This window comes from Streptomyces bicolor, assembly GCF_000719285.1.
GTDB lineage: Bacteria > Actinomycetota > Actinomycetes > Streptomycetales > Streptomycetaceae > Streptomyces > Streptomyces bicolor.
Window position 1 is genome coordinate 19328 of the sequence record NZ_JOFS01000005.1, and the last position, 20365, is coordinate 39692.

The 20365-nt window shown below is 72.5% G+C and carries 21 protein-coding genes and 1 pseudogene; 11 read left to right on the forward strand and 11 right to left on the reverse strand.

What is annotated here, in order from left to right; all coding sequences use genetic code 11:
* Nucleotides 1-15: 15 nt before the first annotated feature.
* Nucleotides 16-657, forward strand: coding sequence for an alpha-ketoglutarate-dependent dioxygenase AlkB family protein (locus IF78_RS0106325; protein ID WP_031483949.1), 642 nt, complete (start codon nt 16-18; stop codon nt 655-657).
* Nucleotides 658-693: 36 nt separating this feature from the next.
* Nucleotides 694-1932 (forward strand): ROK family protein, encoded by a 1239-nt coding sequence (locus IF78_RS0106330; RefSeq protein WP_031483951.1) that lies wholly within the window; start codon nt 694-696, stop codon nt 1930-1932.
* Nucleotides 1933-1973: 41 nt separating this feature from the next.
* Here IF78_RS0106330 and IF78_RS0106335 read toward each other — a convergent pair whose 3' ends face one another.
* On the reverse strand, nt 1974-2261 hold the full coding sequence (locus tag IF78_RS0106335) for a hypothetical protein (RefSeq protein ID WP_031483953.1): 288 nt from the start codon (nt 2259-2261) through the stop codon (nt 1974-1976).
* Nucleotides 2262-2345: 84 nt separating this feature from the next.
* Between IF78_RS0106335 and IF78_RS0106340 the strand changes: the two genes are divergently transcribed.
* From IF78_RS0106340 to IF78_RS0106350, 3 genes and pseudogenes are all read left to right on the forward strand, one after another.
* The gene (locus IF78_RS0106340; protein WP_031483955.1) at nt 2346-2795 is read left to right on the forward strand and encodes an RpiB/LacA/LacB family sugar-phosphate isomerase; all 450 of its coding nucleotides are present in this window, start codon (nt 2346-2348) and stop codon (nt 2793-2795) included.
* A gap of 124 nt (nt 2796-2919) precedes the next feature.
* A pseudogene (locus tag IF78_RS50630) lies at nt 2920-3251 on the forward strand (hypothetical protein); the annotation flags it as partial.
* On the forward strand, nt 3248-3772 hold the full coding sequence (locus tag IF78_RS0106350) for a hypothetical protein (protein WP_031483958.1): 525 nt from the start codon (nt 3248-3250) through the stop codon (nt 3770-3772). The pseudogene IF78_RS50630 and the gene IF78_RS0106350, both read left to right, overlap by 4 nt.
* A 100-nt stretch (nt 3773-3872) precedes the next feature.
* Here IF78_RS0106350 and IF78_RS0106355 read toward each other — a convergent pair whose 3' ends face one another.
* From IF78_RS0106355 to IF78_RS0106375, 5 genes are all read right to left on the reverse strand, one after another.
* The gene (locus tag IF78_RS0106355; protein ID WP_031483960.1) at nt 3873-4049 is read right to left on the reverse strand and encodes a DUF1272 domain-containing protein; all 177 of its coding nucleotides are present in this window, start codon (nt 4047-4049) and stop codon (nt 3873-3875) included.
* Between the two features lie 119 nt (nt 4050-4168).
* The gene (locus IF78_RS0106360; RefSeq protein WP_031483963.1) at nt 4169-5077 is read right to left on the reverse strand and encodes a phosphotriesterase family protein; all 909 of its coding nucleotides are present in this window, start codon (nt 5075-5077) and stop codon (nt 4169-4171) included.
* Nucleotides 5074-5658: a DUF4865 family protein gene (locus IF78_RS0106365; RefSeq protein ID WP_031483965.1), complete on the reverse strand. Its 585-nt coding sequence runs from the start codon at nt 5656-5658 to the stop codon at nt 5074-5076. The genes IF78_RS0106360 and IF78_RS0106365 overlap by 4 nt, the downstream gene beginning before the upstream one ends.
* Nucleotides 5659-5689: 31 nt before the next feature.
* Nucleotides 5690-6079: a (R)-mandelonitrile lyase gene (locus IF78_RS0106370; protein WP_031483967.1), complete on the reverse strand. Its 390-nt coding sequence runs from the start codon at nt 6077-6079 to the stop codon at nt 5690-5692.
* Between the two features lie 14 nt (nt 6080-6093).
* The gene (locus IF78_RS0106375) at nt 6094-6669 is read right to left on the reverse strand and encodes a TetR/AcrR family transcriptional regulator (RefSeq protein ID WP_234439860.1); all 576 of its coding nucleotides are present in this window, start codon (nt 6667-6669) and stop codon (nt 6094-6096) included.
* Between the two features lie 188 nt (nt 6670-6857).
* On the opposite strand from IF78_RS0106375, the gene IF78_RS0106380 reads away from it, so the two are divergent.
* From IF78_RS0106380 to IF78_RS0106390, 3 genes are read left to right on the forward strand one after another with little or no spacing between them, the layout of a single operon-like run.
* On the forward strand, nt 6858-7139 hold the full coding sequence (locus tag IF78_RS0106380; RefSeq protein WP_031483970.1) for an SHOCT domain-containing protein: 282 nt from the start codon (nt 6858-6860) through the stop codon (nt 7137-7139).
* Complete coding sequence (locus tag IF78_RS0106385; RefSeq protein WP_031483972.1) at nt 7136-7903, forward strand: ABC transporter ATP-binding protein; 768 nt, start codon at nt 7136-7138, stop codon at nt 7901-7903. Before IF78_RS0106380 ends, IF78_RS0106385 begins: the two co-directional genes overlap by 4 nt.
* Nucleotides 7900-10461, forward strand: coding sequence for an ABC transporter permease (locus tag IF78_RS0106390; RefSeq protein ID WP_031483975.1), 2562 nt, complete (start codon nt 7900-7902; stop codon nt 10459-10461). Before IF78_RS0106385 ends, IF78_RS0106390 begins: the two co-directional genes overlap by 4 nt.
* Nucleotides 10462-10662: 201 nt before the next feature.
* Here IF78_RS0106390 and IF78_RS0106395 read toward each other — a convergent pair whose 3' ends face one another.
* Nucleotides 10663-11205, reverse strand: coding sequence for an ATP-binding protein (locus tag IF78_RS0106395; protein WP_078662332.1), 543 nt, complete (start codon nt 11203-11205; stop codon nt 10663-10665).
* A gap of 184 nt (nt 11206-11389) precedes the next feature.
* Nucleotides 11390-11713 carry a hypothetical protein gene (locus tag IF78_RS0106400; protein ID WP_031483979.1) on the reverse strand — a complete coding sequence of 108 codons (324 nt, stop codon included), beginning with the start codon at nt 11711-11713 and terminating at the stop codon, nt 11390-11392.
* Between the two features lie 339 nt (nt 11714-12052).
* On the opposite strand from IF78_RS0106400, the gene cds1 reads away from it, so the two are divergent.
* Nucleotides 12053-13177: an L-cysteine desulfhydrase Cds1 gene (gene cds1, locus IF78_RS0106405; protein WP_031483981.1), complete on the forward strand. Its 1125-nt coding sequence runs from the start codon at nt 12053-12055 to the stop codon at nt 13175-13177.
* 90 nt (nt 13178-13267) lie between these two features.
* Here the strand turns inward: cds1 and IF78_RS0106410 are convergent, their stop codons facing one another.
* The gene (locus IF78_RS0106410; RefSeq protein ID WP_031483983.1) at nt 13268-13747 is read right to left on the reverse strand and encodes an SRPBCC family protein; all 480 of its coding nucleotides are present in this window, start codon (nt 13745-13747) and stop codon (nt 13268-13270) included.
* Nucleotides 13748-13837: 90 nt separating this feature from the next.
* Nucleotides 13838-14668 carry a DeoR/GlpR family DNA-binding transcription regulator gene (locus IF78_RS0106415; protein ID WP_031483984.1) on the reverse strand — a complete coding sequence of 277 codons (831 nt, stop codon included), beginning with the start codon at nt 14666-14668 and terminating at the stop codon, nt 13838-13840.
* Between the two features lie 292 nt (nt 14669-14960).
* On the opposite strand from IF78_RS0106415, the gene IF78_RS0106420 reads away from it, so the two are divergent.
* Together IF78_RS0106420 and IF78_RS0106430 are read left to right on the forward strand one after the other, a co-directional pair.
* Entirely contained in the window at nt 14961-17321 is a 2361-nt protein-coding gene (locus IF78_RS0106420) for a membrane protein (RefSeq protein WP_031483986.1), read from the forward strand.
* A gap of 157 nt (nt 17322-17478) precedes the next feature.
* Nucleotides 17479-17892, forward strand: a complete 414-nt coding sequence (locus IF78_RS0106430) for a cytidine deaminase family protein (RefSeq protein WP_031483988.1) — start codon at nt 17479-17481, stop codon at nt 17890-17892.
* An 18-nt stretch (nt 17893-17910) separates the two neighbouring features.
* On the opposite strand, the gene IF78_RS0106435 is transcribed toward IF78_RS0106430, so the two are convergent.
* Nucleotides 17911-20352 (reverse strand): right-handed parallel beta-helix repeat-containing protein, encoded by a 2442-nt coding sequence (locus tag IF78_RS0106435; RefSeq protein WP_031483990.1) that lies wholly within the window; start codon nt 20350-20352, stop codon nt 17911-17913.
* Nucleotides 20353-20365 lie beyond the last annotated feature (13 nt).

The following is a 20365-nucleotide window of genomic DNA, read 5'->3' on the forward strand; positions in this document are numbered from 1 at the left end:
GGGAGGATGGGAGGCATGGACGCCGAGCTGTTCCCCCGCGAGCGTGCGCAGGTCGCGCCGGGCGCGGTGCACATGCCCGACTGGCTGGACGCGTCGGCCCAGCGCGAGCTGCTCGAAGCCTGCCGGGAGTGGGCGCGCCCACCCGCCGGCCTGCGCACGGTCCGCACCCCCGGAGGCGGCACGATGACCGCCCGGCAGGTCTGCCTGGGCCGGCACTGGTATCCGTACGCCTACGCCCGCACGGTCGTCGACGGCGACGGCGCTCCCGTGAAGCCGTTCCCCGACTGGCTGGGCGAGCTGGGCCGCAGCGCGGTGCGTGACGCACTCGGCGAACCAGGGGCGCCGTACGACATCGCGCTGATCAACTTCTATGACGGGGACGCCCGCATGGGCATGCACCGCGACAGCGACGAGAAGTCGGACGCCCCGGTGGTGTCCCTGAGCCTCGGCGACACCTGCGTCTTCCGCTTCGGCAACACCGAGACGCGGGCCCGGCCGTACACGGACGTCGAGCTGCGCAGCGGCGACCTGTTCGTGTTCGGTGGCCCGTCGCGGCTCGCCTACCACGGCGTGCCGAAGGTGCAGCCGGGCACCGCACCGCCGGAGTTGGGGCTGACCGGCCGGCTGAACATCACGCTCAGAGTGAGCGGCCTGTAGGCCGCCGCATCTACGGATCATGGGAGACTCCCCCTCATGAGCGGCAAGGCGGACCCCCGGACGGCGGGGGAAGGGACCACCTCGAGGACGCGGCTGGACCGGGGGCGCGGTGCGCTCGGGCCCGCGTTGGAGCTCGTGCACACCGGGCGCGCGCCCACGCGTGCCGTCCTCACCGCCGAGCTCGGGGTGACCCGGGCGACGGCCGGCGCGGTCGCCGCTGAGCTGGAGGCGCTCGGGCTGATCCGGGTCGACGCCCGGCCCGGCGCGGCGGCCGGTTCGCAGGGACGGCCCTCGCACCGGCTGGCGGTCGCCGAGGACGGCCCCGTCGTCCTCGCCGCACAGGTGCACGCCGACGGGTTCCGGGCGGCGCTGGTCGGCCTCGGCGGCCGTATCGTCGCCACCGCGCCCGGCTGCGAGACCGTCGACGCGGACCCGGCGAAGGTCCTCGGCTCGGTCGTCGAAGCGGGCGCCGACCTGCTGCGCACGACCGGGCGGCGCTGCGTCGGCGCGGGCCTGGCCGTCCCCTCCGCGGTCGCGGAACCCGACGGGCTGGCCCTCAACCCCCTGCACCTGGCCTGGCCCGTGGGCGCGCCCGTGCGCCGTATCTTCACCGAGTGCGTGCGCGCGGCCGGGATCACCGGACCGGCGTTCACCGGCAACGACGTCAACCTCGCCGCGCTCGCCGAGCACCGGCACGGCGCGGGGCGCGGCTCCCGCGACCTGCTGTGCGTGGCCACCGGTCACCGGGGCGTCGGCGGCGCGCTCGTGCTGGACGGCCGTCTGCACACCGGCAGTTCGGGCCTGGCCCTGGAGGTCGGCCACCTCACCGTCAATCCCGAGGGCAGACCCTGCCACTGCGGCAGCCGGGGCTGCCTCGACGTCGAGGCCGACCCGCTGGCCCTCCTCACGGCGGCGGGGCGCGACCCGGGCCCCGAGGTTTCGCTGCTCCAGCAGGCCAAGGACCTGATCCGCGACCACTACGCCGACCCGTCGGTCCGCACGGCCACCGAGGACCTCATCGACCGCCTCGGCCTCGGTCTCGCGGGCCTGGTCAACATCCTCAACCCGGACCGCATCATCCTCGGCGGCCTCCACCGCACGCTCCTCGACGCCGACCCCGACCGCCTGCGCGCCGTGGTCGCCGACCGCAGCCTGTGGGGCCAGAGCGGCGGCGTCCCGATCCTCGCGTGCACCCTCGACCACAACAGCCTGGTCGGCGCGGCCGAGTTGGCGTGGCAGCCGGTGCTGGACGATCCACTGGGGGCGCTGACCTAGGGGCCTGCCCCGGATCGTCCCGGAGTCGCGGAGCCTGGGTCTCAGGCCTCCTCCGCCGTCTCCAGGATCCGCGTCCGGGGCGCACCGGCCAGCGCCGGCGCGTTCTCCGACGAGGACCACACCCTCGTCCTGAGGAACCCCAGGAACCGTTCGGCGTCGGCCACCTCGTCGAAATCCAGGTCCACGACGACGTAGGCGGGGTCGTCGACCGGCCGCTGGACGCGGTGGTGCCTTACGCCTGCCTCGGCGCGCTGCGGGGCGAAGCGGTCGAAGGCCGACTTCCAGGTGGCGAAGTCCTTGATCGGGTGCTCGATGTGCAGGGTCGGCATGGCTCCTCCTCGGCCGTTCCCGCCGGTCACCTCCATGCTCGGCCGCGAGCCGAGCGGACGCATGCCCGGCGGTAGGCTCGAGACATGCGGATCTCCGTCTCCTCGGACATGGACGAACCTGTCGCCCGCCTCCTCGTCGACGAGCTGCGCGGCCGCGGCCACGACGTCGTCACCCACGGCGCGCTGAGCCCCGGCGACGACCCCCAGTGGGCCGCCTGCTCCGAGGCGGCCGCCCGCGAGGTCGCCGACGGGACGGCTGACCAGGCGGTCGTGTGCTGCTGGACCGGCACGGGCGCGTCGATCGCCGCGAACAAGGTGCCGGGGGTGCGGGCGGCCCTGTGCACGGACGCCTACACGGCCGACGGCGCCCGCCGCTGGAACGACGCCAATGTGCTGGCCCTCAGCCTGCGGCTCACCTCCGAGCCGCTGCTCAAGGAGATCCTCGACGCCTGGTTCGCCGCCGAGGCGAGCGGCGATGCCGAGGACCGGGGGAACGTGGCGCGCATCGGACGACTGGACGCCGGCCGGGCCTAGGTGGCCGTCAGGCTCCACAGCGCCGCCACCGGCGGCGGATCGGCGTCGATCACCGACAGCCGGTCGCGTACCCGCGAGCACCGCTCCGACATCGTCGGCGAGCGCGCCATCCTCCTCGGCGCCGCGCGAGGGCCTCGACCCCGCCTACACGGCGACGTACGGCCCCGCTCGCGAGATCGTCGCCGAGATCTACGACGAGGTCGCTGACGGCACCGAACTGCGGAGCGTGATCCTGGCCGAACGGCGGCTCGGCGCACGCCCCATGAGCCGGATCGGCGTGCGAGCAGATCGCCTACCCCGCCGCCGAACGCCCCGCCCACGCGGCCCTGTTGACGGCGTTCGGCACGCACCCCCGTGCACGCGGCGCCGGCCGCGGCGGCGAAACTGCGGCCGTCCGTGGACATCCCGGTCGGCCAGGGGCCGTTGTCAGTGGCGGCGGTTAGTCTGCGCGCATGATCGAGACGACCGGCGACGACCGCCGCTTTCCGCCCGCCCTGGCCGACGTGGCCCGGGTGGAGTTCGACTACGACGTCGACGGCATCGACTTCGAGCCGTACGACGCCTTCGACTCCGCGGAGGAGACCACCGACTGGCTGCGCCACTGGACCGGCAACCACGAGCTGGACGGCGACGCCTACCGGGTCTTCGGGCAGGACGGCACCGGCGGTCTCGCCGCCCTGTGGCGCGTGCGGCAGGGCAGGCCCCTCGCCGAGCAGCCCGTGGTGTTCCTCGGCTCGGAGGGCGAGCGCGGAGTGGTGGCGGGGAACCTGTCCGACTTCCTGTGGGTGCTGGCGGGCGGCGTGGGACCGCTGGAGGTCGTGGACTTCGAGCAGTACGAGGGGCGCCCCAACGCGACACTGACCGAACTGGCCGAACGGCACGCGACCACCCCGCGCCGGCCCGCCCGGGAGATCGTCACCGAGGCGCGCTCCGAGTTCCCCACCTTCTCCGAGGACCTGGACGAACTCTGCCGCTGAGGCCACGCCCGCTTCTGCGCGGCGGTGCGCCCGGACCGCATCGTGATCGCCACGTAGACGATGACACGAGGCGCGGCTACTTGCCCAGGCGGGTGGCTTCTCACATGCGGCGCGGCCTCGGGACGAGTTCGCCACCGCAGTTGGGGCAGACGCCCTGCATCCCCTCGGTGCACGGGACGCAGAAGGTGCACTCGTACGAGCAGATACGGGCGGGGGCGTCCGGCGGCAGCGACGCGGTCTCGCAGCGTTCGCATCGGTCACGCATCTCCAGCGCCATGTCCTCGGCCTTTCTCACAGGGGCAGCTTCGTCACCTCCCATCCTCCGGCCGCCGGGAGCGGCCGAAAGTGTCCGGAGGGCCAAAGATCAACACGATCGGGCCACAGTCCGGCCGGAGGTCAGCGCCAGTCGACGGCGAAGGCCCGGCCGGGATTGTCGGTGAGGACGTGCACCACCAGTTCCTCGCCGAGCGCGAGCGCGAGCCGCGGCCGAATCCGGCGCAGCAGATACGGCATTCCAGGTCCGCCGTCGACCGACCGCGTCCCGGCGACGACGGTGTCCCCACCAAGCAGCAACCGGTGCCCGAACCCGGCCTCGGCCAGCGCCCGCATCGCGTCCGGCATGCGCCAGTCGGTGGCGTGATGAGCCCGCGAGGGCCCGTCGAAGGCAAGCCAGCAGCCCGCCTCGGCGGCCTGGCGGTGGAGCGGCAGGTCGGGGGAGCGGTTGAGATGGCCGAGGATCACCTGGTGCGGCGGGACGCCCAACTCCCCGCACACCAGGTCCAGTACGTCGAGCGCGCCCGTCCCCATCTCCAGGTGCACGGCGATGGGGGCGCCCGTCGCATGGTGCGCCTCGGCCGCGGCGTTCATCGTCCACCGGGCGTGCGCGTCGAGGGCGTGGAACCCACCGGCGACCTTGATGAGCCCGGCGCGGACCCCCGAGGTGCCGATGCCCTCGGTCAGCTCGGACACGAAGACGTCGGCCAGCCGGCCGCGCAGTCGACCGAGCAACTCCGGGGCGTAGTGCGCCGCTTGATGCAGTCCCGTCGCGCAGACCAGGTGCACCCCGGTGGCCCTGGACAGCGGCGGCAGGTCCGCGGCCCGGCGCCCCATGCCGTACGGCGTCCACTGCACGACGGCCGAACCTCCGGCCGCGCGGAACGCGTCCAGCTCGGCGCGGGCGGCGGATGCGTCCTGGAGCTCCTGGCCGGGTAACCCCGGGCTGCGCAGGAAGAGATGGTCGTGCGCGTCGCACACGCCGAGCTCCTCGGCCGGCAGATCGCCGAGAACCGTACGGACCGCACTCACCACTGCCGGCCCTGCGGCAACGCGCCGCGCTCCGGCGCCGACAGGTGCAGCACCTGGTACACATCGCCCTCGGCCTTGGGCCTGTCATGTTCCCAGAGCGAGAAGTGGACCAGCTCCCACGCGTGCGTGTCGACAGCGGCCGCGGCCAGCACGGCGCCGTCCCGCGCCGCCAGCCGCTCGGTCTCCTCGACCGGGTCCGCCATGAACGCGGCCAACTCCACACCCTCCGGCACCGGTTGGCGCCGCCGTACGGCGAACGCGGCAGGCGAGCCCGCGGCGCCGCCCTCCTCGTACGCGAGCCCCGTCCACTGACGCACCCGCGGCCTCCCGAAGTCGTTCACGGGCCCCTGGAAGGCGCCTCCCCACAGGAAGGCGTTCATGCCCTCCATGGTGTTCCAGAGGTAGAACGGCCCGTACTGGTTGACGGGAGAGCCGTGCACGCCGCGCTCGCGCAGCAGATACACCTTGGCGCCGAGGCCGTCCCAGTCGTCCAGCAGATGCCCGACGCGGGCGACCCGGGAGCGGATGACGTCCATGTCGTAATCGGCGGGCAGCGTGAACTCGTACTGCATGGCATGCATGCCAAGTCCCTTTCTCGGCCGGTTCTCGGTCTCAGGCCGGGTAGTCGGTCACGTGCTCGTGCCACTGAGCGGTCGTGCCGTCCTCGGCGGCCTCGACGACCGCGAGATGCGTCATGAAGGTGCGTGGCGTGGCTCCGTGCCAGTGCCACTCGCCCGGCTCGATCCACACGGTGTCGCCCGCCCGGATCGGCTCGACGTCGCCGCCCCTGCGCTGCACGAGGCCCTCACCCTCCAGGACGTGCAACACCTGGCCGTGCGGATGCGTGTGCCAGGCGGTGTGCGCGCCCGGGGCGAAATGGACGTTGAACATCCGCAGCCGGGACGGGACGGCGGGCGCGGCGATCTCGTCGAGCCACACCGTCCCGGTGAAGTTCTCCGCCGGGCCCTGCCGGCTGTCGGGGCGCTGCCGGGTGATGTGCACGTGCCTGAACTCCTTCAAGAAATACGGGTGTCGTCGAGCGGAGCGAGCAGCGAGAGCAGCCCCCGTACGCCCACGTCGAAGGCGGCGGGTGCACCGGACGCGCGGGCGAGGACATAGCCGCCCTGCACGGTCGCGACGATCGTGGCCGCGATCGCCTCCCCGTCGAGCCCGGCCGCGAACTGGCCCTGCTCCTTGCCCTCCTCGAGGATCCCGGCCAGCCTTTCGCGCAGCCAGTCGAGGGTCTCGTCGACGGGCGCGCGCAGTTCGTCGCTGGCGATCACGTCCGGATCCATCGTCAGCCGCCCGATCGGACAGCCGCGCAGCACATCGCGCTCGCGCAGCAGATACGCCTCGATGCGCTCGTACGGCGTCCCAGGGCCGTCGAGTACTCCCGCGGCGGTAGCCCGCATCTCCTCGGCGGTCCGCCGGATCGCGGCGAGCGCGAGATCCGGCTTCCCCTTGAAGTGGTGGTACATGCTGCCCTGCCCGGCGCCCGAGCGCTCCAGGATCGCCTTGGGGCTGGTGCCCACGTAGCCGCGCTCCCAGAGCAGTTCGCGGGTGGACTCGATCAGTCGGTCCGAGGTGCTCATGCCCTCACTGTACATACTAGTAGTTACAGAAATCGAGCTCCTCCGGAGCAGCGCGGCCACGCCCGCGTACTCCCGGCGAGGTACGCGCACTGCCGCTGGCCGTACGACGACCCGGACCCCCTCGCGGCGCGAGTCTCGAGACATCACCGAAGGACCGACAGTCCGACCGACTCGGGAGATGACTCGATATGCAGACGCTGGCTCACTTCGCAGACGGCGGCCCCGGCCCGTGGATCCTCCTCTTCCCGCTCATCTGGGCGGCCGTCGTGGTCGGCGGCATCACGCTGCTGCGCCGCACGGTGTGGCGCGGACGCCGCGGCCCCCGGCGGTCGGCCCCCGACGAGAACTCGCCCATCACCGTGCTCGGCCACCGCTTCGCCTCCGGCGAGATCGACGAGGACGAGTACTGGCGCCGGCTGTCCGTCCTGGACGAGCAGTTCGGCCGTACGGGCAAGGGCGGTGCGGCATGACGGCCACCAGCGCCACGAGCGCCATGACGACCACGCCGACGGCCGCCGGCGTCGTCGACGCCGTGAAGGTGTACGGCAGCGGCGACACCGGTGTGCGGGCCCTGGACGGGGTGAGCGTCGACTTCCCGGTCGGCCGCTTCACCGCGATCATGGGCCCGTCGGGCTCCGGCAAGTCCACCCTGATGCACTGCGCGGCCGGCCTCGACACCCTCACCTCCGGCACCGCCCACATCGGTGACACCGAGCTGAGCAGCCTCGACGACCGCCGCCTCACCCTCCTGCGCCGGGAACGCGTGGGCTTTGTGTTCCAGTCGTTCAACCTGGTGCCGACGCTGACCGTCGCGGAGAACATCACGCTGCCGCTGGACCTCGCCGGCGGCAAGGGCGACCCGGAGTGGATCGACGCGCTGATCGACGTCGTCGGCCTGCGCGACCGGCTCCACCACCGGCCTTCCGAGCTCTCCGGCGGCCAGCAGCAGCGGGTCGCCGTGGCCCGCGCCTTCGCCGGCCGGCCCGATGTCGTCTTCGCCGACGAGCCGACCGGCAACCTCGACTCCCGCTCCGGCGGCGAGGTCCTCGGCCTTCTCGGCCGGGCGGTGCGCCAGACGGCCCGCACGGTCGTCATGGTCACCCACGATCCCGTGGCAGCCGCCCACGCCGACGAGGTCGTCTTCCTCGCCGACGGGCGCCTGGTCGACCGTATGGGGTCCCCGACCGCCGACAAGGTCCTGGACCGCATGAAAGCCTTCGAGGTGCCGTCATGAACGCATCCGTCAGCCTGAGCGTGTCCTCCCTGCGCGCCCACAAGCGCCGCCTCGCCGGTACGTTCCTCGCGGTCTTCCTCGGCGTCGCCTTCCTCGCCGGCACCCTGGTCATGGGCGACACGCTGCGCGCCGGCTTCGACACGATGTTCGGCAACGCGACCCGTGGCACCGACGCCGTCGTCCGCAGCGCCGAGGCCATCACCACGCCCGGCGAGAGCGAGGGCGTGCGCGAACCGGTCGCCACGGACCTCGTGAGCACGATCGACAAGGTCCCCGGCGTCGCGGCCGCCGCGCCCAACATCCAGGGCGCCGGCCAGCTGGTGGGCAGGAACGGCGACCCCATCGGCGGTCAGGGCCCGCCCACCCTCGCCGGCAACTGGATCAGCGACCCCGAACTCAACGCATACCAGCTCGCCGAGGGCCGCATCCCGCAGAGGTCCGGCGAGGTCGTCATCGACCGCGGCACCGCCGAGCGCGGCGGCCTGGCGATCGGCGACACGACGACCCTGCGCACGCCGGACCCCGTCAAGGTGACGATCGTCGGCCTCGCGACCTTCGGCGGCGAGGACGGCATGGCCCAGGTGACCTTCACCGGAATGACCCAGGCCGACGCCGAGAAGTACCTCACCGCGCGGCCCGGTGAGGCGGCGGGCATTCAGGTGCGGGCCGGTCCCGGCGTGAGCCAGCAGGAGTTGGTGGACGCCCTGACTCCCGTACTTCCCAAGGGGGTTGAGGCCATCACCGGCCAGGAGTCGGCCGAGGAGAACACGGACATGATCTCCAGCCAGTTCCTGAGCGTGTTCACCACGTTCCTGCTGGTGTTTTCGGGCGTGGCCCTCCTGGTGGCCACCTTCTCCATCCACAACACCTTCGCGATCGTGGTGGCCCAACGCACCCGCGAGAACGCCCTGTTGCGCGCCCTCGGGGCCTCGCGCCGCCAGGTCACCGCGTCGACCCTCGTCGAGGCGACCGCAGTCGCCGTCACCGCGTCAGTGGCCGGCCTTGCGGGCGGCATTGGCATCGCGGCCGGGCTCCAGGCGCTGTTTCCGGCGATCGGATTCCCGTTCCCCGAGGGCGACTTGGTCATCAGCGCCCTCTCCATGGCCCTGCCGCTCGTGGTCGGCATCGGGGTCTGCCTCGGCTCCGCCCTGCTGCCCGCCGTACGGGCCGGCCGTACCGCCCCGCTGGCGGCCCTGCGCGAGACGGCCGTGGACACGTCCGGCGCCTCCCGCCTCCGCGCCGTCACCGGCCTGGGTCTCCTCGCCCTCGCGGTCGGCGTGACAGTCAGCGGCGTCCTGCTGTCCCCGTCCCTCTGGCTGGCGGGTACCGGCGCGGTCCTCGCCCTGGTCGCGTTCGTGGTCCTCGGCCCGGTCGCCTCCACGACGGCCGTACGCATCCTCGGCGGTCCGCTCGACCGGCTGCGGGGCGTCACCGGCGCACTCGCCCGGCGCAACGCCCTGCGGAGCCCGAAGCGGACGGCCGCCACCGCGAGCGCCCTGATGATCGGCGTGGCCGTCGTCTCCCTGTTCACGGTGTTCGGCGCCTCGCTGAAGGCGACCATGGACCAGACCGTGTCCCGTTCCTTCGCGGGTGACGTGGCCGTGAGCACCCCGTCGTTCGGCGCGGGCGGCAGCGGACTGAGCCCCCGGCTCGCCGACGCCGTCCAGCGCCTGCCCGAGGTCGACACGGCCGTCGGACTCGGCCGCGGCGTTGCCGAAGTCGACGGCAAGGGACGCGCCCTGACGGTCACCGACCCGCTGGCCCTCGAGCGCACCTTCGACCTGGGCCAGATCCGCGGCTCCCTGCGCGACCTCGGCACCGACGGCATCGCCATCACCGAGAAGGAGGCCGGCAAGCAGAACCTGACGACCGGCGACAGGACCCGCCTCACCTTCACCGACGGCCGAACCGAGACCTTCACCGTCCGCGCGGTCTACGGCCAGTCCGAACTCGCCGGCGACTACGTCATCACGCGTGACGCCTGGGCACCGCACCGAACCCAGGACGCCGACACCCTGGTGGCCGTCTCCTTCAAAGACGGTGTGAGCACGGACACGGGCAAGGCGGCGGTCGAGAAGGCGGCACAGAGGTACGGCGACCCGGAGGTGCAGACCCGCGACGAGTACGCGCGGTCATCGGCCGGCGGCATCGACATGATGCTGACGCTCGTCTACGCGCTGCTCGCCCTCGCCGTGCTCATCGCGCTCCTCGGAATCGCCAACACCCTGACCCTGGCGATCCACGAACGCACCCGCGAACTGGGCCTGCTGCGAGCCGTGGGCCAGACCCGCTCCCAACTTCGCGCGATGGTCCGCTGGGAGTCGGTCCTGGTCGCCGCCTTCGGCACGGTCGGCGGCCTCGTCCTCGGCGGCTTCCTCGGCTGGGTCCTCGTCAAGGCCTCCGACGGCGCGAGCGACAGCGCCTTCGCCTTCGCGATGCCGCCCCTGCAACTGGCGGTGGTGGCCCTGGTCGGCCTCACGGCCGGAGCCCTCGCGGGGCTACGCCCGGCGCGCCGGGCGGCCCGCCTGGACGTACTGCGGGCGATCGCCATGGAGTAACAAGAGCAGCCGGTCGGCCGAGGGCCAACAGGCCCAACGGCAAGTGCCCACCAACCTTGCTGGGCCAACGACACCGGCCGTGAGGGAGCCGAAGGGGCACCGGCATACGGCGCCCCGTAGGCGACCGCACAATGCAAGGGGTGAGAGAACTGTCCAAGGGTGCGGCAACCGTATTCGCTCCCTCACCCCCTCACCGCCCGGTCAGCCGACAACGGCCGACCGGGCGGGAGCGTGTTCGGGCCTGCGCAGGTCGACGCCCGGCCCGACCTCGGTGAAACGGCGCGCGGGTTTCTCCACGGCCGCCCGCTGCGGAGGGCGCGCGGCCGCGGCCCGTGCCGCCATGGGTGTCGGCAGCGTGAACCACACGACCTTGCCGGACTCGCCGTCCGGCCGCGCGCCCCAGCTCTCGCTGACGGCGGCCACCATCGCCAGCCCACGCCCACAGGTGGCGAACGCGTCGGCGTCCTCGACGTCCGCCACGACCGGCAGCCGCGGGTCGTGATCGCGCACCGAGACCTTGAGCCGGTCGAGCAGCAGCTCGATCTCCACGGTGCACATCTTGTCCGGCTGGGCGTGCTGGTGGACGTTGGTCAACAGCTCGGTGACACCGAGCGCGGCGCGGTCTATCAAGGGGTCCAGATGCCAGTAGCGCAACTGCGCCGATACGATTCTGCGGACCTGACCGATCCGCGACGGCAGGGCTTGGAGCTCCACCGTGCAGTGCCTGCTTGGGTGACTGATCACGGCTGCGACTCCCCGACTGAAGAGGTCCGGAAGAACACGAAGTTCGGATCCAGCAGGGTGCTTGAGGAAAACGGCCGCCTGCTGACGTGTCCGGCGGGCTGGTTCGCAGCGTTATCGCCGGTAAACCCAGAGTGACGTGAGACCAGCGTGACGCAGGGGGTGCGGTACCGCAACTCGCGGTGACTCAGCCCTTACGCCCCGCGGCCTTCCGTACGGCCTCGATGAACCGGCGTGCCGCCGGCGGACCCGCTTCCCCCGGCGCGGGGTCGTGATCGCCCAGGGTCAGCGAGTAGCGCGTGCCGTTGACGTCCGCCAGCGCCTTGTCGTCCGGGGCGAACCAGGGCTTGGACGCCCGCACCGCCTGCACCGGCGCGCTGTCTATCTCGCTGCCGTAGCTGGTGAGCAACTGCAGCCTGCCGTCGCTGATCCGCACCTGACCGGCACGGGTCAGCGAGCGCAGCCGCTTGCCGATCCGCACGCCCGTGGCCGTGAACTCCGGCTCCGCCATGCCCCGCCCCCTTGTGCGCGTCGGTCGCCGGCTCGTTCCGCGTCGGTGTGGCCGGCCCTGGTCGTGATCCAGTGTGCCCCCGCTCGGGATCGCCGTCCCGTCCGGTGCAGTCTGCCCGCGTCCCGCGTCGAGCACCAGTACGCACGACACGCCTGACCGGGGGCGCTCGGAGCACTCGCGCGAATGCGCCCCCAGGGGTCCCGTGGGGCAATCGGTCCAGGGATGCCTTTGAGGCTCTCAAAGGTGTGTTTATGCAGGTGAGAAGCGTGCGGAAGATGTTTATGCTCGAAGCGACGGCCGCGCGAGTCGCCGCTGCCGCACAGCATGAGGAGCAGCGCCGTGAGCACCATCCAGCAGATCCCGTCCGGCGTGACCCTCGACGTCGACCACAGCGACGCCGCCTACCGCGACTGGCTGAAAGAAGCCGTCCGCAAGGTCCAGGCGGACGCCAACCGTTCGGCCGACACACACCTCCTGCGCTTCCCGCTGCCCGAGCACTGGGGCATCGACCTTTACCTGAAGGACGAGTCGACCCACCCGACCGGCAGCCTCAAGCACCGGCTGGCCCGCTCGCTCTTCCTGTACGGCCTGTGCAATGGCTGGATCCGGCCGGGCCGCCCGGTGATCGAGGCGTCCAGCGGCTCGACGGCCGTCTCCGAGGCGTACTTCGCGAAGCTGATCGGCGTGCCCTTCATCGCGGTCATGCCACGCACGACGAGCGCCGAGAAGTGCCGCCTGATCGAGTTCCACGGCGGGCAGTGCCACTTCGTGGACGACTCGCGCAAGATGTACGAGGAGTCCGCCCGCCTCGCGGTCGAGACCGGCGGCCACTACATGGACCAGTTCACCTACGCCGAACGGGCCACGGACTGGCGCGGCAACAACAACATCGCCGAGTCCATCTTCCGCCAGCTGAGGCTGGAGCGGTTCCCGGAGCCCGCGTGGATCGTCGCCACGGCAGGCACCGGCGGCACCTCCGCGACCCTCGCCCGGTACGTGCACTACATGCAGCACGACACCCGCATCTGTGTCGCCGATCCGGAGAACTCGTGCTTCTTCGAGGGCTGGACCACCGGCGATCCGGACGTCACGTGTGACTGCGGCTCCCGCATCGAGGGCATCGGCCGGCCGCGCATGGAGCCGAGCTTCGTGCCGGGTGCCATCGACCGGATGATGAAGGTGCCGGACGCGGCGAGCGTGGCCGCGGTACGGGCCCTGGAGGGAGCCATCGGGCGCAAGGCGGGGGGCTCGACGGGCACCGGGCTGTGGAGCGCACTGAAGATCATCGCCGAGATGGTGGCCGAGGGACGGCGGGGGAGCGTGGTGACGCTGCTGTGCGACCCGGGGGACCGGTACCTCGACAAGTACTACTCGGACGCCTGGCTGGCCGAGCAGGGCCTGGACATCGGGCCGTACTCGGCGGCCATCGAGCAACTGCTGGCCACGGGCGTGTGGCCGGAGTGACCAGCAGCGGGCCTCAGGAACCGGGCTGAACAGCGGGCCTCAAGGACCGGGTGAAGGGCGCGTCACAGGGACCGGACGGAACAGCGCGTCTCAGGTGCGCGCGGACGCCAGCCGCCGGTCCAGCGCGGTCACCGCGCCCTGGAACGTCCGGCCGAGGCCCGGTCGCGCGAGGCTGAAGGCGAAGCGGAACGGCGCCGTGCCGTCCACCGCGAACGTCCACTGCACCCGCGTGCCCGTCCCCGCCGGGGCGAGCCGCCACTCCTCGACGATGGCCCGTGCCCCCGGCGCGTTGGTCACGTCGACGCGGTAGGCGTACACCTCCGGGCTCTTCGCCGCCAGGATGGTCTCCTCGAAGCGCGTACCGCCCCGGAGCCGGACCTCGCGCCGGGCCCCGTCGTCCAGCGGCCGGGCCAGTGCCACCGCCGAGAACCACTCCGGCCAGCCCGGCACGTCCTCGGCCAGCGCGCGGAACACCGGCTCCGGGGGAGCAGAGATCTCCCGCGCGAAGACCAGCCGTACGGGCGCGCGCTCGACGAAGTCGAGCCCCACCTCACGCAGCAGGTGAGCCATGGACGAAACCCCCTATGCCGACGCCGCTCCGAGCAGCGTCACCATAGCTGGCGCTCCGTCAGATGTCTGCACCGCCGGACGCCACCGGCCTCAGAGGTCGGCGTCCTCGTCGGGCTCGCCCGCCACCACCAGCCGCCGCAGATGCTCCGCGATCTCCGAGCGTGCCTCGGACGCGAGCCCCGCGTCCGTCACCAGCGTGTCGACCTGCTCCAGGGCCGCGAACGAACTCAGCCCCACCACACCCCACTTGGTGTGGTCGGCGACCACCACGACCCGGCGCGCCGACTGCACCAGGCGCCGGTTGGTCTCGGCCTCCGCCAGGTTCGGCGTGGACAGGCCGGCCTCGACCGATATCCCGTGCACACCGAGGAACAGCACGTCGAAATGGAGCGTCCCGATCGCCTGGTCGGCCACCGGACCCACCAGTGAGTCCGACGGAGTGCGCACCCCACCGGTCAGCACGACCGTCGCCGCGCCCTGCCGTGGGCCCGTCGTGCGCTGCGCGGCGTGGAAGACATCGGCGACCCGCACCGAATTCGTGACGACGGTGAGGTCCGGCACGTCGACCAGCTGATGCGCCAGCGCGTACGTCGTCGTACCGCCCGACAGCGCGATCGCGGAGCCCGGCACGACCAGCTCGGCCGCGGCCCGCGCGATGTCCTCCTTGGCCGTCAGCTCCAGACCCGACTTGGCCTCGAAGCCCGGCTCGTGCGTGCTCGCCTCGACCACCGGGACCGCGCCGCCGTGCACCTTCTCCAGCACGCCCTGCCGGGCGAGCGCGTCCAGATCGCGGCGCACCGTCATGTCCGACACGCCGAGCTTGCGGGTCAGCTCGTTGACGCGCACCCCGCCTCGGCGCCGTACCTCGTCCAGGATCAGGGCGCGCCGCTGCTCCGCGAGGAGGTTCTGATTCTCACTCACGTACGCTCCGGTCCTTTCGCCTCATGCCGTCCGACACGCCCTGCGCAACCCCTCCGACAAGGACATTCTCGCCGTTCCCGGTGCGCGGGACGACCCATCCTCGCATGGGTCGGTACCGGTCGCGCCACTGGCTGTCACGACGCGCGCATGTCACTTCCGCATCATCCATTGCTCCGTTCTTCACGCGGATCGGGGAGATTCCGTGACGAGAGGTGTCAAGGGCCCTCTCAGCGGAGATCCTTGTGCCCGCACGGACAGAAGCCGAAGGCTCGTCACGGGGGAAGTGCGAACAGTGGAACGTGCGCAGGAAGGCGCCCGGAGCGAGGGCGCCGACGCGGCGACGGGTGGTCCCGACGGGTGTGCCGTCGCGGACGCCGACAGTGCGGGGACCGCCCTGGAACTCCTGGTCCACGGTGTCGGCGGCACCACACCGCAGGAGATGCTCGACGATCCGCGGACCGTGCGGATCACCGGCGACGACACGGCCGCCGTCTTCCGGCGGGCCGAGGACGTCGACGCGGAGGACCGGCCGGACGACTACCGGGGCAAGCCGGTCCCCGAGGCGTACGTCTGGTGCAACCTCACCTCCGGGAACAGCGCACGCGCCCTGTGGCTGCTGTTGCTGCCGTTCATGGTGGTCAATCTGGCCCACTGGATGCGCCCCGCGGCACGGGACCGTGAGCGGACGGTGCGTCTGTACGGCCTGCTCGTGCGGCTCGCGGGGCTGACCCTGACCGTGCTGCTCGTCGCGGCCGCCTGCGAGGTCGCCCTTGACCTCACCGCCTGGCAGTGCGCGGGCACGCGCGCGTGCGCCGAGCGGCACACCTGGCTCGGCTTCCTGTCGCCCGTGGTCTCCGAGGGCGGCTGGTGGAGCCACCCGGGCCGCAGGCTCGCACTCGCCGCCGTGGTGCCCACCGCGTTGACCGGCCTGCTCTGGTACCTCTCCCGCCGTACCTGGAGCGCGTACGAGTCCCAGCAGCCGATGGCCCGCGGGCCCGAGCCCGACGAGGACTCCGGCCGCACCTCCCTGGGCCGCCCCGGCTTCTGGTACGGCCGGCGCCTGGTCGCCCGGCTGCGCGCCGCGCACACCGCCGCCGGCCTGCTCACCGTCGCCGCGGCGGTCGGCTCGGCCGCGGCCCGCTTCGACCGCCGGCCCGGTGGACCCGCGCTGCTGGACACGCTGGGGTGGCTCCTGCACGCCGCGCTGATCGCCGGGGCGGCCGTCGTGGTGTGGGTGGTCTGCCGCCGGGGCCGCAGCGAGAACCGCCTCGACCAGGAACTCGACGAGCGTCTCGTACGCCGGCTCCCGCTCGCCTCCCTCGTCCTGCTGACGCTCGCCCTGGTCTACGCCGGGTGGGACCGCCCGGGCTGGCAGTCGGCGGGCCGCCTCCCCGGCGACCCCACGTTCGGTGCCATCGCCTTCATTCAGGGCCTGCTCGTGATCGTCCTCGCTGTGGTCGCTCACCTCCTCCACCGCACGCACGGCGATCCTCGTGCCGCGATGCGGGGAGTGGGCGGACCGGCCGTGGCGATGCTGGCCTGCGCCCTCGGTGGTGTGATGTCCGGCGGGGTCGCCCAGCGAGTGGCCGACTGGCTCGACGGCACCGGGGCGTCCATCGCGGGCCCGCCGGTCCTGCTGACCTGGCAGGCCTCCGTCATCCCACCCCTGCTGGTCCTTGTGCTGCTGCTCTGCGGCTGGCTGGCGTGGCGGGCCTGGCAGCTGCGCCGCACCGAGCTGGGCACGGTGGAACGCGACTACGCCGGGGAGCCCCGGGACACGGCACGCACCCGCCGTATCGCGAGTACGCGCGCGATGGCCACGCTCACCGACCGCGTCCCCCTCGTCGTGGCCGTCACCTCCACCGCGACCCTGCTGCTGGGCGCCGGAGCCCTGGTCGGTGCCCTGACCAGCGACAAGACGCCGAGCAAGGCCGCCGAGGAGACGTACGCCTTCGTCCACGGCGCCGCGCAGACCGCGCAGGCGCTGGGCTCCTGGCTGATCGGCGTCGGCTTCATACTGTTCGTCACCTGGGGCAGGCGCGCCTACAAGGACGCCTCCGCGCGACGCACCATCGGCATCCTGTGGGACGTCGGCACCTTCTGGCCGCGCGCCGCGCACCCCTTCGCGCCGCCGTGCTACGCCGAGCGCGCGGTGCCCGATCTGACCTGGCGGATGGCGACCTGGACCCGCGCCGCGGAGGGCCGCCGCCTCGTCATCTGCGGGCACTCCCAGGGCAGCGTGCTCGCGGCCGCGGCGGCCTGGCAGCTGACACCCGCCGACCGCAAGCGGGTCGCGCTCCTCACCTACGGCTCCCCGCTGGAACGCCTCTACGGCCGCTGGTTCCCGGCCCACTTCGGCCCGGCCGCGCTCACCTCCCTGCACGCCGAGGTCGACTGCTGGCGCAACCTCTACCGGCTCACCGACCCCATCGGCGGCCCTGTCGGCCTGCCCGGCGACTGCGGCCCCGAGGTGGACCGCGCTCCCCTCAAGGACCCCCTGGCCTACGGCCGCACCACCGAGCACCCCTTGCCCGCCCCCATCCTCGGCCACGGCGAATACCAGGCGGACCCCGCCTTCGCGGAGGAACGCCAGCGGCTGCTGGCCCGGCTGAGTCCGGAGCTACCGGCACAGCGGCCGGAGTCAGCACCGTAGGGAATCGAACGCCTGGACGGCGGTCGTGAAGACCGCGTCCTCCCAGGGAAGGGCGCGGCCACCCCGGTGGTACTCGGCACTCCTCATCGTCGCCGCCCCGGTGGCTGCCGCACTCTTGTGGTACGCCATCGCCTGACACCCGACGAAGGCAGAGAAGATGACCACCCGGACCCACCCCGTCGACCACGAACTCGTCCAGGCCGCGGCGCACGTCGCTCGCACGCGCTGCAGGGGCGACAACCACACCATGGCAGCCGCGGCTCGCGCCCGGGACGGCCGGATCGTCACCGCGGTGAACGCGTACCACTTCACCGGCGGCCCCTGCGCCGAGATGGTCCTCGTCGGTGCGGCGGCCGCCCAGGGCGCCTACGAGCTGGACACGATCGTCGCCGTGGGCGACCGGGGCCGGGGGGTTGTGCCGCCGTGCGGCCGGTGCCGTCAGGTCCTTCTCGACTACTTCCCCGACCTCAAGGTCATCGTCGGGGACGACGAACGCCTCCGAACCGTCCTCATCACCGACTTGCTGCCCGAAAGCTACGTCTGGGCCGACCACCAGCTCGACGCCCAGTAGACCGCACCCCTCTGCTGATCAGGGCAGCTCGGGCAGATCCTCCGCGTACAGCAGCGTCAGGTCGTCCGTGCTCGGCTCGTCGAGCTGGGCGACCCGGCCCGCGTGCCGTTCCACCATCGCCTCGAAGGTCTGGCGTGCCGTGCGGCCGTTGCCGAACGCCGGGCCCTTGGGGATCGCCGTGAAGTACTTCAGCAAGGCCTCGGCGAGACCCGGGCCGAGCCGGTACTCGTGCTCCTCGGCCTGCTGCTCCACGATCCGCAGCAGTTCGTCGGGGCCGTAGTCGCTGAAGGTGATGGTCCGCGAGAAACGGGACGCCACCCCGGGGTTGACCGACAGGAAGCGCTCCATCTCGGCCGTGTAGCCCGCGACGATCACCACGACCGCGTCCCGGTGGTCCTCCATCAGCTTCACCAGCGTGTCGATGGCCTCCTTGCCGAAGTCCCGGCCCGAGTCCTCCGGCGACAGCGCGTACGCCTCGTCGATGAACAGCACACCGCCGCGTGCCTTGTCGAAGGCCTCCTGCGTGCGGATCGCGGTGGAGCCGATGTGCTCGCCGACCAGGTCGACGCGGGACACCTCGACCAGGTGGCCCTTCTCCAGGACACCCAGCGAGGCGAGGATCTCGCCGTAGAGGCGGGCGACCGTCGTCTTACCGGTGCCGGGGGAGCCGGTGAAGACCAGGTGGCGCTTGACCGACGCCGCCTTCAGGCCCGCCTGCTGTCGGCGCCGGCCCACCTCGATCATGTCGGTGAGGGCGCGCACCTCGCGCTTGACGCTCTCCAGGCCCACCAGCGCGTCCAGTTCACCGAGAACCGCCTTGGAGGTCCGCGTCGGCTTCTCGCCCTCCAAGGCGGCGATGAGGGGCTCCTGCTCGGTCGTGCGCTGACCGGGGATCGCGCCGAGGAGGCTGGGCGACTGGCGCGCGGTCTGCACGGCGCTTTCCGGCGCCGTGGGCGGCTGCCTGAGGCCCGCGCTCTCGTCGCTGGTGCAGTCCTCCACGTCGGGGCCCGCACCGGAGGCCGCGTCCGGGCCCCCGTCCGCGAACTCGTAGCCGCCCCGCGCGCACCGCTCCGTACGGCACTTCTTGAGCGTCGTACGGCAGCCGTCGATCACATGGAAGCCGTAGCCGGCGCTGCCCCGCACCCGGCAGTTCAGGAAGGTGCCGCGGCCGCCCGCCGACACGTAGAACCCGGCCTCCGTCGGGGAGTCGACCGTGCAGCGCTCGATGACGGGGTCGGCGCCCTTGGTGACGATCACGCCGGTCTGATTGCCGTCCAGGGTGCAGTTGTTCAGGGTGCCGCCGCTGCCGTGGTCCCGGAACCAGGCACCCGTCGCCGCGTCCCGGATCCGGCAGTCGTCGAGCTGGGCGGTGGCGCCGTCGCTCACCGACACGGCCGTGTTGCGCACCTGGGACAGATCGCTGTCGACGACGTCCGCGCGCGAGCCCCGGTCGAGGACGAACAGGGCGTCCGGCACGTCGTGCACCCGGCAGGAGTCCAGCACCGCGGTGGCGCCGTCGCTGACCCACACCGCCGGGTAGTCACCCGTGCTGTCGAAGATCTCGCACTGGTTGGCGTCCACGCGCGTGCCCGGGTCCCACACCGACAGGCCGTTGCGCCCGAACTGACGCACCGTCGTGCGGGTCAGGGTGAGCACGGAGCGGGAGCGCAGGTCGACCGCGTTCTCCGGGATGTCGTGGATGCGGCAGTCCGCCAGCGTCAGCACGGCGTCCGTGTCGAGTGTGACGCCGTCGGCAGTGGTGCGGTGCACATCGCAGTCGGTGAGGTGGGCAGTGGCCCGGCCGGTGACCTGGACGCCGGAGCCCCGGACCTCGTAGACCTCGCAACCCACCGCTTCCAGCGCGGAGTTCTCACCGGTCGCCGTCAGCCCCGAGCCGGAGGCGTGGTGAACCCGGCAGCGCTCCAGGCGGGGGTGGGCGCCGCCGCGCACGGCGATGCCCGCCTGCCCGGCCGCGACGACCTCGCACTCCTCGAACACCCCGCCCCCACCGTCGAGTACGGCGATGCCGATGCCCGCGGGGTTGTCGACGGTGCAGCGCCGCACGGTCGGCCGCGCCCCACCGCGCACCTCGATGCCGACCGCGGACCGCGTGACGATCCGGACGTCCGACAGCTCCGGAGCGCCCTCCTCGACGAGCAGCGCGGGCGCCGCCGCGTCCTGGCCCTCCACATGCAGGTCCTGGACCACGGCCGAGGCGCGCACGGTCAGCGGCACCCCGTCCAGGGGCGCGATCCGCACCGAGCCCGGGGAACCCTCGGGGCCGCGCAGGGTCACCGCCCGCTGGACGACGAGGTTCTCCCGGTAGGTGCCGGGCGCGACGGTGAGGACGTCGCCGTCGGCCGCGGCCTCCAGGGCGGCGGCGAGCGATGCGTACTCACCCGTGCGGCGCCGCCACCGCGAGGTGCCGGTGTGCGTCACCTGGACCGTGCCCTGTGCCATGGCGTTGATGTGC